Source organism: Streptomyces sp. McG3, from assembly GCF_018619185.1.
Classification (GTDB): Bacteria; Actinomycetota; Actinomycetes; order Streptomycetales; family Streptomycetaceae; genus Streptomyces.
Genome location: NZ_JAAXYC010000063.1, coordinates 1 through 12,747 on the forward strand (window position 1 = coordinate 1; position 12,747 = coordinate 12,747).

Genomic DNA, 12,747 nt, shown 5'->3' on the forward strand with positions numbered 1-12,747 from the left:
GGTCAGGAACGGGGGCCGGGACGCCCGGGGCCGGGCCCGCTGCGCCCGAAGCCGCCGCCCGTCCCTCCCGGCGGTCCCGGGTGCTGCGCACGGCCGCCGCCCTCGTGCTCATCGCGGCGACCGCCTTCGCCGTCGGCGGTTCGCTGCGCGGAGCCGGTACGGAGATGGCCGAGGCGGCCGGACGGCCCGGGGGAGTGCTCCTGCTCATCGCCGCCCTCATCGCCAACGCGGCCGGGCTCGTCCTGTCGATGCTGTCCTGGCGGGTCCTCGTCGTGGACGGCGGCTCGACGGCCCGCACCAGCGACACCGCCCGGATCTTCTTCATCGGCGTCATCAGCAAATTCGTCCCCGGCCGCATCTGGGGCGTCCTCGCCCACATCCAGCTCGGCAAGGCCGTCGGTATCGCCCCCGAGCGGATGATCGCCGCCTTCGGCCTCGGCCTCGTCATCGGGATGACCACCGGGGCCGCCGCCGGACTCCTCGTCGCACCGGCCGTGTTCGGCACGGGCGCCTGGGTCTTCGCCCCGCTCGTCCTGCTCGCCGCCGCCGCAGTGGCCCGGCCCGGCTGGGTGGGCCGCCTCGTCGCGTGGACGATGCGGCTGGCCCGCCGCCCGGACGGAGCCGCCGAGGGCTCACCCCGGGCCCTGCGGCTCTCCATCGGCTGGGCCTGCGCCTCCTGGGCCGTCTCCGGACTCCACCTGTGGGCGATCGCCGTGCTTCTCGGGGCGCCGCCGCTGCTCTCCCTGCCGGTCTGCGTCGGCGGCTTCGCCCTGGCCACCGTCGCCGGAAGCCTCGCCTTCGTCCTGCCCGACGGCTGGGGCGCCCGCGAACTCGTCCTCCTCGCGCCACTCGGCGCGGTCATGCCGCTGTCCGCCGCCACCGCGGCCGTCATCGCCAGCCGGCTGGTCTGCGTGCTCAGCGAGGTGGCCGCCACCGGCGCCGCACTCGCGTGGGCCCGCGCCGCCGGACCCCTGCCCACCCCCCGACCCGCGCTCCAGGAAGGAGCCGCATGACCTCCGCCGCACCCCCCCTGCTCACCGTGGACGACTGCGAACAACTGTCGACGAGCCAGGTGCACGAGCTGTACCGGTCCCACGTCAACAAGAGCCAGGTCTCCCTGATGACCTCCTTCGGCTTCGGCCGGGAACTCGTCGACCACGCCGAGGGGTCGTGGATCCACACCCGCGACGGGCGCCGGATCCTCGACTTCACCGGCGGCGTCGGCGTCCTCAACCACGGCCACAACCACCCGCGGATCCTCGCCGCCCGCCGCCGTTTCCAGGAACAGCGCCGGATGGAGGTCCACAAGACCTACTTCTCGCCCTACGTCGCCGCCCTCGGCCACAACCTCGCCCAGCTCCTCCCCGGCGACCTGAACCTCTCGTTCTTCCCCAACTCGGGGGCCGAGGCCGTCGAGGGCGCGGTGAAACTCGCGTACAAGTACCACGGCGGCCGCCGGCAGCAGATCCTGCACGCCGACATCAGCTTCCACGGCAAGCTGCTGGGCTCCGGCAGCCTCACCGGCAGCGCCCAGAACGCCTTCGCCTTCCCCGGCATACCCGGCGTCTCCGCCTTCCGCTACGGCGACCTCGACTCCGTACGGGAAGCGGTCGCCGGAGCCCGGGACACCAAGGGCCGCTGCGACGTCTACGCGATCCTCATCGAGCCCTTCTCCGCCTCCACGATGACGGAGTGCTCCGAGGAGTTCCTGCGCGGCCTGCGGGAGTTGTGCACCGAGGAGAAGATCGTGCTGATCTTCGACGAGATCTACACCGGCTGGGGCAAGACCGGCAGCCTCTTCCACTTCATGCGCTACCCCGGGCTCGTCCCGGACGTGGTGACCACCTCGAAGTCCTTCGGCGGCGGCAAGTCCTCCGTCTCCGCGTTCGTCGCCCGCGAACCCGTCTTCCGCAAGGCCTACGACAGCCTCGGCGACGCCATGCTCCAGTCCACCAGCACCACCTACTACGGCTTCGGCGAGGAGACCGCCACCGCGCTGGAGGCCGTCAACATCGCGGTCGAGGACGACTATCCGGCCCGCGCCCGCGCCATCGAGCGCGTCCTGCGGCCGGGCCTGGAACGGCTGCGCAAGCAGTACCCCGACATCATCACGGACGTCCGCGGCGCCGGAGCGCTGTACGGGATCTTCCTCGACGGCGGCCCCCGCCTCCTGGACCTCGCCGCGAAGATCGCCCCCGGCGGGCTGGCCCGCGACCCGCTGCTGCGCACCAAGGTCATCACCTGTGCGGTCGTCAACGCGATGTACCACGACCACGACGTGTACATGTACTACACGCTCAACGGCCGCAGCCCCCTGGTGGCCGCGCCCTCCCTGGTCGCCGGACCCGACGAGGTGGAGATCTTCCTCGACGCCTTCGACAGGACCCTGGCCAAGGGCATGAACCGGCTCCTCACCGCCTTCCTCAAGGACAAGGCGGTGTCACGATGGGCGGCCTGACCATCGCCGTGACCGGAGCCGCCGGCATGCTCGGCTCCCACCTGGTGACCCGGCTCGCCGCCGACGGCCACGACGTCGTCGGCGTCGACCTGCGCGACGACCCCCACCCGCCCGCCGGGGCCCGCCACATCGTCGCCGACATCCGCGACGCGACGGCGCTCGCCCGCGCCTTCGACGGGGCCCACGCGCTGGTGCACTGCGCCGCGGCGCTGCCCAGCTACCCCGTCGACCAGATCCGCTCCATCACCGTCGACGGCACCCGCACCGTCCTGACCGCCGCGTACCGGGCCCGGATCGACCGGGTCGTCCACATCTCCTCCACCGCCGTCTACGGACTGCCCAAGCGGGTCCCCACCCCGGAGGAGCACCCCCGCGAGCCCGTCGACCCGTACAGCAGGGCGAAGGCCGAGGCCGAGGAGGTCTGCGAGGAGTTCCGGGCGCGCGGTATGTGCCTGCCGGTGCTGCGCCCCAAGACCTTCCTCGGGCCCGGCCGCATGGGCCTCTTCTCGATGCTCTTCGAGTGGGCCGAGGAGCGCCGCAACTTCCCGGTCCTCGGCCGGGGCGACGTCCGCATCCAGATGTTCGGCATGGCCGACCTCGTCGACTCCGTGGTGCTCGCCCTCGACGCACCGCCCGAGATCGCCAACGACGTCTACAACCTGGGCGCCGCCGAATTCGGCACCCTGCGCGAGGACTTCCAGGCCGTGCTGGACGCGGCCGGACACGGCAAACGCGTGGTCCCGCTGCCGGCAGCACCGGCACTCGCGGTCCTGCGCCTGCTGGAGCGCACCAAGCTCTCCCCGGTCTACGGGCGGCTGCTCTTCAAGCTCCTCGACGACAGCTACGTGGACATCGGCCGGGCCACCGAACGGCTCGGCTTCCGCCCCGCGCTCTCCAACCAGGACGCCATCCTCGGCACGTACGCGTGGTGGCGCACCCAGCGGGGGGCCAGCGCACCCGCTCCCGGAGCCGGCCGGACCAGCCGGGAACCGTGGCGCCAAGGGGCGCTCGGCCTGGCCAAGGTCTTCTTCTGATCCCCTGGAGCCCTGCCGTGGACATCACCCGGTCCTCACCCGCGCCCGTGCGCGTGGTGGCAGTCCCGCCCGAACCCGAACCCGCCGACCCCACCGCCCTGCCCGAACCCACCGCCGTGGAGCCGCTTCAGCCTCTTCTGACCGTGACCCCGACCGTGACCCCGACCGTGACCCCGACCGCGATCACGACCACCGTGGCCCCGACCGTGACCCCGACCGCGATCACGACCACCGTGACCCCGACCGCGATCACGACCGCCACCACCGTGACCACGAGCGTGACCGCGACCGACGTACGGGGCCGTCACCGCCGCAACCGGCCCCGCGACCTCCTCGCACTCCTGCGCCCCGGCCAGTGGGTGAAGAACCTGGCCGTCGTCCCACTGGCCCTGCTCGACACCCACCCCTGGGGGACCGCCGCCTTCCTGCGCACCGGCTGGGCCGTCCTCGGCTTCACCCTCGCCTCCGCGCTCGTCTATGTCGTCAACGACCTCGCCGACCGGGAGCGGGACCGGCTGCACCCGGTCAAACGCCACCGCCCGATCGCCTCCGGCCAGGTGTCCACCACCGCCGCCGGAGCGCTGACCGGCGTCCTCGCCCTGTCACTGACCGGCTGGGCGGTGGCCGGGCCCGCCTGGCAGTGGTGGCCCACCGCCCTCTACCTGGCGCTGAGCCTCGCCTACTCCCAGGGCCTCAAACACGTACCGCTGGTGGACGCGTTCATCGTGGCGACCGGCTTCGTCCTGCGGCTCGTCCAGGGGTCGCTGCTCGTCGGCGCCCGGATGTCCGAGTGGCTGGCGCTCTGCGTCTTCTCGCTCTGCCTGATGCTGGCGCTCGGCAAACGGCGGCACGAGATGACGGCGGCGGGCCGCGCCCACCGCCCCGCCCTGCGCGGTTACACGCTCGCCTTCCTCGACCACCTCGTCGTCCTGGTCGCCGTGCTGACGGCCGTCAGTTACGTGCTCTACCTGCGCGACGACGCGGCCCTCGCCGCCGGGGCCTCCCTCGTCACCCTGCTCTCGGCCCCCTGCGCCGTCTTCGGCCTCGCCCGCTACCTCCAGCTCCTCCTCGTCGAGGAGGGCGGCGGCAACCCCGTCCACGTCCTCTTCCGGGACCGCGCCACGCTCGTCAACGCGGCGCTGTGGGCGGTGCTCGTCGCCCTCGCCCTCCTCCTCCCGCACGCGTCCGCATGACCCACCGACCGCCCGAAGGCGCCGCCCCGTGAACCGGAAGCAACCGCTCGTCTCCGTCGTCATCCCCAACTACAACTACGGCCGCGCCCTGGAGCTCTGCCTGCGCGCCGCCCTCGCCCAGACCTACGAACCACTGGAGGTGCTGCTGATCGACGACTGCTCCACCGACGACTCGGTCGCCGTCGCCGAGGCCTGCGGCGTCCGGGTGATCAGCACCGGCGTCAACAGCGGGGTCGCCACCACCCGCAACACCGGCGCGGCCCACGCCCGCGGCGAGATCATCGTGTTCGTCGACTCCGACGTGGCGATGGAACAGGACGCCATCGCCAACGCCGTCGCCCTGCTCGACTCCGACCCCCGCATCGGCGCGGTCTGCGGCACCTACGACGCCGAACCCCTCATCCGGGACAGCCTGATCGAGGAGTACCGCTGCCTCCACCAGTTCTACTGGCTCGCCGAGACCGAGGGCCGCATCGGCACCCTGCACACCGCGATCTGCGCCATGCCCGCCCGGGTCTTCGCCGAGATCGGCCCCTTCAACCCCCGGCTGCGGCACACCGAGGACGGCGACTACGCCGCCCGGATCTGCCGGAGTTACGAGGTCCACAGCTCCACCACCGTGCGCGGCCGGCACGACCACGACGACACCTGGCGGGTCGTGCTGCGCAAGGTCTTCCACCGCACCCGGCTGCACATCCCGCTGTACGTCCGCCGCGGCGACCTCCCCGGCGGCATCGCCACCGGCCCCCGCGCCGGAGCCAGCGTCGCTTCCCTGCTCGCCCTGCTGACCCTGCCACTCGGCCTGATCGCCCTGCCCTGGCTGCTCGCCCCCGCCGCCCTGCTGGTGTTCACCCTGCTCGCGGACACCGCCCTCCACCGCTTCGTCCTGCGCCGCCGGGGCCCCCTGTTCGCCGCCTACTTCGCCTTCGTGCACACCGTGGTCAACGCGGTCATCGCGGCGGGCGCGGGCGTCGGCGTCCTCCAGTGGCTGACCTCCCGCCGCTTCCGCCGGCTGTACGAGCCGGGGGAGCACCTCGCGCCGGTGCGGGCCGCCACATGACCGGGACCCTGACGGCGGGCGGCTCGGCGGACCGCCCCGGTGCCGTGGACCCGAACGTCCCCGACGCCGTACCCGGCACAGCACCGGACGCACCCGAGGAGACGGCCGCCCCGCCCCGCCGGTGGCCCGGCCGGCTGCTGCTCGCCGTCGCCGTTCTGTGGGCCCTGTTCGTCGCAGCCCGCGCCCTCCTCAGCGGCCGGTGGTGGGCGTGGAACGGCCTCGGCCTCGCGCCGCCCGCCCTCCATCTGCTGTTCCCGCTCGCCCTGCTGATCCCGGCCGCCCTGATCCGGCACGGCAGACGGGCGGCGGTGAGCGTGGTCCTGCTCTCCCTGCTGCTCGGCTCCTGGCAGACCGGACTGCACCCCGGGGCGCTCCTGCGCGGGCAGCCCGCCGTCCCCCCGGACGCACTGAGGGTGGTCAGCTGGAACACCTTCTTCTGGGACCAGGACAGCGACACCGACGCCTTCTACGCGTACCTCAAGTCCCGTTCCGCCGACGTCTACCTCCTCCAGGAGTACCAGAACGCCCGCGGTGACGAACCAGCGCCGATCGACGACCTCGCCCGGCTCCGGAAGGAGTTCCCCGGCTTCCACATCGCCACCGAGGGGGAGTTCCTCACCCTGTCCCGCTTCCCGATCACCTCCGCGCGGGCGCTGCGCCCCGACGGGCTCGCCCCGCCCGACACCTCCTGGGCCGACTACTGGAACGTCCGCGTCCTGCGCACCGACCTCGACGTCGACGGCCGGACCCTGTCCCTCTACAACACGCACCTGCCCGATCTGCTGAACGTCGACCGCAACCCGCTGACCCCCGCCTACCACCGCTCCGTACGTCAGCTCTCCGAGCGCCGCCAGCGGCACTTCGAGGCGCTGCGCGAGGACCTCGACGCCAACGGCCACCCGGTGGTCCTCGCCGGGGACCTCAATGTGCTGCCGGGCACCGGGGACCTGCGCTGGTTCGACGGGCTGCGGGACGCCGCCGACGCGGGGGACTCCGTCTACCCGGCGACCTTCCCGGTGAGCGGCCCGGCGCTCTGGCGGCTCGACTGGGCGTTCGTCTCGCCCCGGATCGACCTGCACCGGCAGTCCGTCCAGGATCCGCCCGCCGCGCTCTCCACCCACCGGCTGATCGATCTCCGCCTCTCCCTGCCCGCCCCCGGGGCGTCCGCCCCGGCCACCGAGAAGGACCGGTCATGACCCGGCGCTCCGCGCGCTCGCCCCGCTTCGACGCGACGATCGTGCTCACCTACTACCTCCCGTACACCAGCGGGCTCACCGAAGTGGCCCGCACGGTCGCCGAGGGGCTGGCCGCGCGGGGCCGCCGGGTCGCCGTCGTCGCCTGCCGGCACGACCCGGACCGCCCCGCACGGGAGACCGTCAACGGCGTCGAGGTGTTCCGCGCCCCGGTCGCCGCCCGGCTCGGACGCGGGGTGATCAGCCCCGGGTTCGCCCCGCTCGCCGGGCGGATCGCCCGCGCCTCCCGGGTCGTCAACCTCCACCTGCCGATGCTGGAGGCGGGGCTCGTCGCCCGCCTCGCCGGGGACACCCCGGTGGTCGCCACCCACCACGACGACGTCTGGCTGGCCGGGGGCGCTCTCGCCCCGCTGCAGGTGAAGGCCGTCGACGCCTCGGTGGCCCGGGCGCTGCGCCGCTCGGCCGCCGTGGTCGTCAACAACGTGGACCACGCGGAGCATTCGCGCCACTGGCCCCTGATGCGCGGGCGCCGGCTGCTGGCCATCGCCCCGCCCTGCCGCGAACGCGAGCCCGCCCCCGCCGCCTTCCGCGAGACGGCCGGTCCGCACTTCGGCTTCCTCGGCCGGATCGCCCCGGAGAAGGGGCTGCACCACCTGGTCGACGCCTTCCGGACGATCCCGGACCCCGAGGCCCGGCTGCTGATCGCCGGCGACTACTCCAAGGTCGCGGGCGGCAGCGTCGTCGGGGCCCTGCGCGCACGGGCCGGCGACGACACCCGTATCCGGTTCACCGGCTTCCTCGCCGACGACCGGGTGGCGGGCTTCTACGCCTCGCTGGACGCCTTCGCCCTGCCGTCCGTCGCCGAGGAGTCCTTCGGCATCTCCCAGGCCGAGGCGATGATGCTCGGTGTCCCCTCCGTCGCGAGCGACGCGCCGGGCATGCGCGTGCCGGTGTCCGAGACCGGTTTCGGCCGTCTCTTCCCGCCGGGCGACGCCCGCGCCCTGGCCGATGCCCTCCTGGAGGTCGCCGCCTACGCCCCGGAGCGCCGCGCCGAGGGAGGCCGCGACGCCCGCGCCCGGTACGGGACGGACAGCTGCCTGGACGCCTACGACGCGCTGTTCCAGGAGGCCGGGGCCGTACAGGGAGCCCCCGCGTGAGAACGGCCGGCGTCCTGGTGGCGGGCGACGGGGCGGGCGCCGTCTGGCCGGGCGGCGGATGGGTGCTGTGGGCGGCCGGGGCCTGGGCGGTGTTCCTGGCCGCGCACCTCGTCCTCAACGGCCGCTGGTGGTTCTGGCTGCTGCCCTCGCTGCTGCCGCCACCGGTGTTCGTCGCCCTGCCCGCACTGCTCCTGCCGCTCTCCTGGGCGACGGAGGACCTCACGGCCGCCGTCGTGGCGGGCGCGGCCCTGCTGCTCGGGGCCCGGCAGTCCGGCCTCGTGCCCGGCGCGCTCGTACGGGGGAAGCACCGCCCGCCGCCGCCGGACGGGGCGGTGCGCGTCGTGTCCTGGAACACCCAGCACTGGTGCCAGTCCACCGACCCCGGGCCCTTCTACGCCTTTCTGCGCGGGCTCGACGCCGACGTCTACCTCCTCCAGGAGTACCACCACGACGAGTTCGACGGCACGTACCGCCTGATCGACGACGAGCGGCGGCTGCGCGAGACCTTCCCCGGCCACCGGGCCGTCATCGCCCGCGGCCTGATCACCCTGTCCCGGCTGAAGGTCGCCGCGACTGTCGAGACGGCCGCCCGCCGGACCCTGCGGGTGGACCTGGAGATGCCGGGTGACGGTCGGATTCTCGCCACCTTCAACGTCCACATCCCGGTACAGCTGCGACTCATCAGCCCGTTGCGCGCAGACTTCTACCGCGCGGTCCGCTCCCGGGCCGCCGACCGGGCACGGGAGTACCGGGGACTCCTGGGGGACGTCGCCGGCTGCCCCCATCCGGCCCTGATCGCCGGGGACTTCAACACCACCGCCGCGATCGGGGACGCCCGCCGCATCGCCCGCCTGGGCTCCGACGCGGTCGCCCTGTCCGGGCGCCTCTGCCCCACCTCCTGGCAGGCCCGTCCCGGCCTGCGCTGGTGGCGGCTGGACTGGGTGCTCACCACACCGGGCGCCCGGGTCCACCGCTACCGCTTCCGCGATCCGCACGGCCTGTCCGACCACAGCGTCCAGGAGGTGTCCGTGTCGCTCGCCGAACCGGACCCCAGGACGACAACGGACTTCCGTATCCGCCACCACGACGAAGGAACCCACCATGCGTTACCGCTACCTGGGAAAGACCGGCCTGCGGGTCAGTGAACTCTGCCTCGGCGCCATGACGTTCGGCCGCGAGGCCGACGAGACCACCAGCCACGCCCTGCTGGACCGCTTCACCGAGGCGGGCGGCACCTTCGTGGACACCGCCGACATCTACTCCGCCGGAGCCTCCGAGGAGATTCTCGGCCGTTGGCTGAAGAGACAGCGCCGCGACGACGTGGTGATCGCCACCAAGGTGCGGTACGGCACGGGGGAGGGCCCCAACGACCGGGGCCTGGGCCGCAACCACCTGATCGCCGGGGTCGAGTCGAGCCTGCGCCGGCTGGGCACCGACCACATCGACCTCTACCAGGTGCATGCCTGGGACCCGGGCACCCCGCTGGAGGAGACCCTCGCCACCCTGGACGCCCTCGTCACCTCCGGGAAGGTGCGCTACATCGGGGCCAGCAACTTCTCCGGCTGGCAGCTCCAGAAGGCGGTCGACCTGAGCCGGGCCAACGGCTGGGAGCCCTTCACCGCCCTCCAGCCGCTCTACAACCTGCTGGACCGCTCCGCCGAGTGGGAGCTGATGGAGGTCAGCCGCAACGAGGGCCTGGGCGTCATCCCGTGGAGCCCGCTGCGCGGCGGCTGGCTGAGCGGCGCGATCCGGCGCGGCACGGAGCGGCCGCCCACGGGCACCCGCGTGGAGACCGCCGAGCGGCTCGGCTGGGGCGAGTCGTGGAGCGCGTACGAGGGGGACGAGCGCACCTGGCGGGTGCTGGACGCCCTGCACGAGGTCGCCGGACGCACGGGCCTCGCGGTCCCGGTGCTGGCCCTCGCCTGGCTGCTGGGCCGGCCCGGGGTCACCGCCCCCATCGTGGGCGCCCGCACCCTTGAGCAGCTGGAGACCAACCTGGGCGCGGCGGACCTGGACCTCGACCCGGCCGACGCCGCCCTGCTGACCGCCGCGAGCGACCTGACCCTCCCGTACCCGTACAGCGTCATCGAGACCGACCCCGAGCTGCGCTGACGCACCCCGCGTGACCGAAAACGGGCGGTGGCCCGGGGAGCTCGTCCCCGGGCCACCGCCCTGTGCGTACCGCGTCGTTCGTGGTGGTGCTCAGTCCGTCGGCCGCTTCAGGCGGGCCACGAACTTGTAGCGGTCGCCCCGGTACACCGAGCGCACCCACTCCACCGGTTCGCCCTGGCCGTCCACCGAATGGCGGGACAGCATGAGCATCGGCAGCCCCACGTCGGTGCCCAGCAGCCCCGCCTCGCGCGGGGTGGCGAGCGAGGTCTCGATGGTCTCCTCCGCCTCGGCGAGGCGCACGTCGTACACCTCGGCGAGCGCGGTGTAGAGCGAGGTGTACTTCACCAGCGAACGGCGCAGCGCCGGGAAGCGTTTGGCCGAAAGGTGCGTGGTCTCGATCGCCATCGGCTCCCCGCTGGCGAGCCGCAGCCGCTCGATGCGCAGCACCCGGCCGCCCGTCGAGATGTCCAGCAGACCGGCGAGCGTGTCGTCCGCCGTCACATAGCCGATGTCCAGCAGTTGGGACGTTGGCTCCAGTCCCTGGGCGCGCATGTCCTCGGTGTACGAGGTGAGCTGGAGGGCCTGGGAGACCTTCGGCTTGGCGACGAAGGTGCCCTTGCCCTGGATGCGTTCCAGCCGGCCCTCGACGACCAGTTCCTGGAGGGCCTGGCGCACGGTGGTGCGTGAGGTGTCGAACTCGGCCGCCAGGGTGCGTTCGGGCGGCACGGGGGTGCCGGGCGGCAGGGTGTCCGTCATGTCGAGGAGATGCCGCTTGAGCCGGTAGTACTTCGGTACGCGCGCTGTGCGCGTACCGGCACCGGTCTCGCTCCCCGTACTGCCCCCGTCGGCGCCCATGGCCCGCCTTCCCGACTGCTGCGTTGCTGCCGTCACCGGCTCCTCCGTCTGTCGCGGCTCACATGGTGGCACGGTCCGGTCACGGGTCGTCGCCCTCCCTCAAGGTGTCGGTCCTATAACGGACGCGAGTGCACTTCTTATACACCCTTGACACCCCTAAAGGTCTAGGCCAAGCTCCCGGTACTGGTCTAAACCATTAAAGACCAGGTCCAGCCCCAGCAGAACTCGTCGAATGTCTTCGCGGTGGGTGGGGTTGCAGCATCCCTGAGGAGGGTTTGACGTGAAGCGCAAGCTCATCGTGGCTATTGGTGTCGCGGGCATGTTGGTTTCGATCGCGGCGTGTGGTTCGGGTGACAAGGAGTCGTCCACGGACCCGAAGGACCGTAAGGAAGACCTGACCGTCTGGCTCATGGGCGAGGCCCAGTCCACCTGGCCGGAGCTGGTCAAGGACGTCAACGCCGAGTTCAACAAGAAGTACCCGGGCGTCAAGGTCAAGGTTCAGTACCAGCAGTGGGCCGACAAGGTCAAGAAGCTGGACACCTCCCTCGGTGGCGACAAATTCCCGGACGTCGTGGAACTCGGCAATACCGAGACCATGCAGTACATCCTCAATGGTGCGCTCGGAGAAATCGACCCCAAGAAGTACGAGAACTCGGACACCTGGATCAAGGGTCTGAAGGACACGTGCTCCTTCGAGGGCAAGACGTACTGCGTTCCTTACTACGCCAGCGCCCGTCTGGCCGTGTACAACAAGGACATGCTGAAGGCCGGCACCGGCAGCGACGCCCTCCCGCAGACCGAGACCGAGTTCCTCGCCGCGATGGACAAGGTCTCCGCCGAGCTGGGCAAGAAGGACAAGCGCGCCTCCTCCCTCTACTTCCCGGGCCGCTACTGGTACGCCGCGATGTCCTACGTCGCCGCCTACGGTGGCCAGATAGCGTCGTACGACGAGGGCAGCAAGGAGTGGAAGGCCGCTCTGTCCACCCCGGAGGCCCAGAAGGGCATCCAGCACTACGTCGACCTGGTCAAGAAGTACAACAAGGCCGACGTGACGAAGGACGAGCAGGACCACGCCAACGTCATGGCCAACGAGAAGGCCGCGGTCATCTACGGCCAGGCCTGGGAGGCCGGCAGCGTCACCACGGGCGAGAACGGCAACCCGAAGCTCGAGGGCAAGATCGCCACGGCCGGTATGCCCGGCCCCGAGGGCAAGGCCCTCCCGTCCTTCATCGGCGGCTCGGACCTCGCCACGATCTCCAAGTCGAAGATCCAGGACCTCGGCGAGGAGTGGATCTCCCTCTTCACCAACGCGAAGTCCATGGAGGTCCTCGCGTCGAAGAACATCCTCCCCAACAACGAGAAGCAGCTTGAGCCGCTGAAGGCGAAGCCGGAGACCGCCGCCATCGCCAACGCGGTGCCGGACGCCTGGTTCACGCCGATCGCGCCGGGCTGGGCCTCCGTGGAGAAGGAGGAGATCCTCCAGAACATGCTCCTGGAGATCGTCAAGGGCTCCTCTGTCGCCGACGCCACCAAGAAGGCCGACGAGAAGATCAACGCGCTGATCAACAAGGAATCCTGACCTTCCGATCGCCAGGCAGGGGCCCGGCGCCAGCGCCGGGCCCCCGCTCCTTTCCCCGCAAGTGAACGCCGTGAATTCCGGGGCCCGCCCCGGACCCGCGATGGAA

General features: G+C 72.1%; 11 protein-coding genes. 10 read left to right on the forward strand and 1 reads right to left on the reverse strand.

Going from position 1 to position 12,747, the window contains the following annotated elements:
* The 9 genes from HET64_RS13415 to HET64_RS13455 all read left to right on the forward strand — a co-directional run.
* A partial coding sequence (locus tag HET64_RS13415; RefSeq protein ID WP_215105170.1) for a lysylphosphatidylglycerol synthase domain-containing protein occupies positions 1–1,013 on the forward strand: 1,013 nt, incomplete at its 5' end.
* On the forward strand, positions 1,010–2,458 hold the full coding sequence (locus HET64_RS13420; RefSeq protein ID WP_215105171.1) for an aspartate aminotransferase family protein: 1,449 nt from the start codon (positions 1,010–1,012) through the stop codon (positions 2,456–2,458). The genes HET64_RS13415 and HET64_RS13420, both read left to right, overlap by 4 nt.
* Complete coding sequence (locus tag HET64_RS13425; protein WP_215105172.1) at positions 2,446–3,492, forward strand: NAD(P)-dependent oxidoreductase; 1,047 nt, start codon at positions 2,446–2,448, stop codon at positions 3,490–3,492. Before HET64_RS13420 ends, HET64_RS13425 begins: the two co-directional genes overlap by 13 nt.
* Positions 3,493–3,509: 17 nt before the next feature.
* Complete coding sequence (locus tag HET64_RS13430; RefSeq protein WP_215105173.1) at positions 3,510–4,685, forward strand: UbiA prenyltransferase family protein; 1,176 nt, start codon at positions 3,510–3,512, stop codon at positions 4,683–4,685.
* A gap of 28 nt (positions 4,686–4,713) precedes the next feature.
* On the forward strand, positions 4,714–5,745 hold the full coding sequence (locus HET64_RS13435; protein WP_215105174.1) for a glycosyltransferase family 2 protein: 1,032 nt from the start codon (positions 4,714–4,716) through the stop codon (positions 5,743–5,745).
* The gene (locus tag HET64_RS13440) at positions 5,742–6,941 is read left to right on the forward strand and encodes an endonuclease/exonuclease/phosphatase family protein (protein WP_215105175.1); all 1,200 of its coding nucleotides are present in this window, start codon (positions 5,742–5,744) and stop codon (positions 6,939–6,941) included. Before HET64_RS13435 ends, HET64_RS13440 begins: the two co-directional genes overlap by 4 nt.
* Positions 6,938–8,095 carry a glycosyltransferase family 4 protein gene (locus HET64_RS13445; RefSeq protein ID WP_215105176.1) on the forward strand — a complete coding sequence of 386 codons (1,158 nt, stop codon included), beginning with the start codon at positions 6,938–6,940 and terminating at the stop codon, positions 8,093–8,095. Before HET64_RS13440 ends, HET64_RS13445 begins: the two co-directional genes overlap by 4 nt.
* Positions 8,092–9,240, forward strand: coding sequence for an endonuclease/exonuclease/phosphatase family protein (locus HET64_RS13450; protein ID WP_215105177.1), 1,149 nt, complete (start codon positions 8,092–8,094; stop codon positions 9,238–9,240). Before HET64_RS13445 ends, HET64_RS13450 begins: the two co-directional genes overlap by 4 nt.
* Entirely contained in the window at positions 9,197–10,207 is a 1,011-nt protein-coding gene (locus HET64_RS13455) for an aldo/keto reductase (protein ID WP_215105178.1), read from the forward strand. Before HET64_RS13450 ends, HET64_RS13455 begins: the two co-directional genes overlap by 44 nt.
* A gap of 90 nt (positions 10,208–10,297) precedes the next feature.
* On the opposite strand, the gene HET64_RS13460 is transcribed toward HET64_RS13455, so the two are convergent.
* Positions 10,298–11,062 carry a GntR family transcriptional regulator gene (locus tag HET64_RS13460; RefSeq protein WP_007458216.1) on the reverse strand — a complete coding sequence of 255 codons (765 nt, stop codon included), beginning with the start codon at positions 11,060–11,062 and terminating at the stop codon, positions 10,298–10,300.
* Positions 11,063–11,342: 280 nt separating this feature from the next.
* Between HET64_RS13460 and HET64_RS13465 the strand changes: the two genes are divergently transcribed.
* Entirely contained in the window at positions 11,343–12,641 is a 1,299-nt protein-coding gene (locus HET64_RS13465; protein ID WP_215105179.1) for a sugar ABC transporter substrate-binding protein, read from the forward strand.
* Positions 12,642–12,747: the final 106 nt, after the last annotated feature.

Excerpts from the sequence above, each read along its gene's own strand:
- HET64_RS13420 (WP_215105171.1), top strand. The coding sequence starts at position 1,010 with ATGACCTCCGCCGCACCCCCCCTGCTCACCGTGGACGACTGCGAACAA.
- HET64_RS13425 (WP_215105172.1), top strand. The coding sequence starts at position 2,446 with ATGGGCGGCCTGACCATCGCCGTGACCGGAGCCGCCGGCATGCTCGGC.
- HET64_RS13440 (WP_215105175.1), top strand. The coding sequence starts at position 5,742 with ATGACCGGGACCCTGACGGCGGGCGGCTCGGCGGACCGCCCCGGTGCC.
- HET64_RS13445 (WP_215105176.1), top strand. The coding sequence starts at position 6,938 with ATGACCCGGCGCTCCGCGCGCTCGCCCCGCTTCGACGCGACGATCGTG.
- HET64_RS13455 (WP_215105178.1), top strand. The coding sequence starts at position 9,197 with ATGCGTTACCGCTACCTGGGAAAGACCGGCCTGCGGGTCAGTGAACTC.
- HET64_RS13460 (WP_007458216.1), bottom strand. The coding sequence starts at position 11,062 with ATGGGCGCCGACGGGGGCAGTACGGGGAGCGAGACCGGTGCCGGTACG.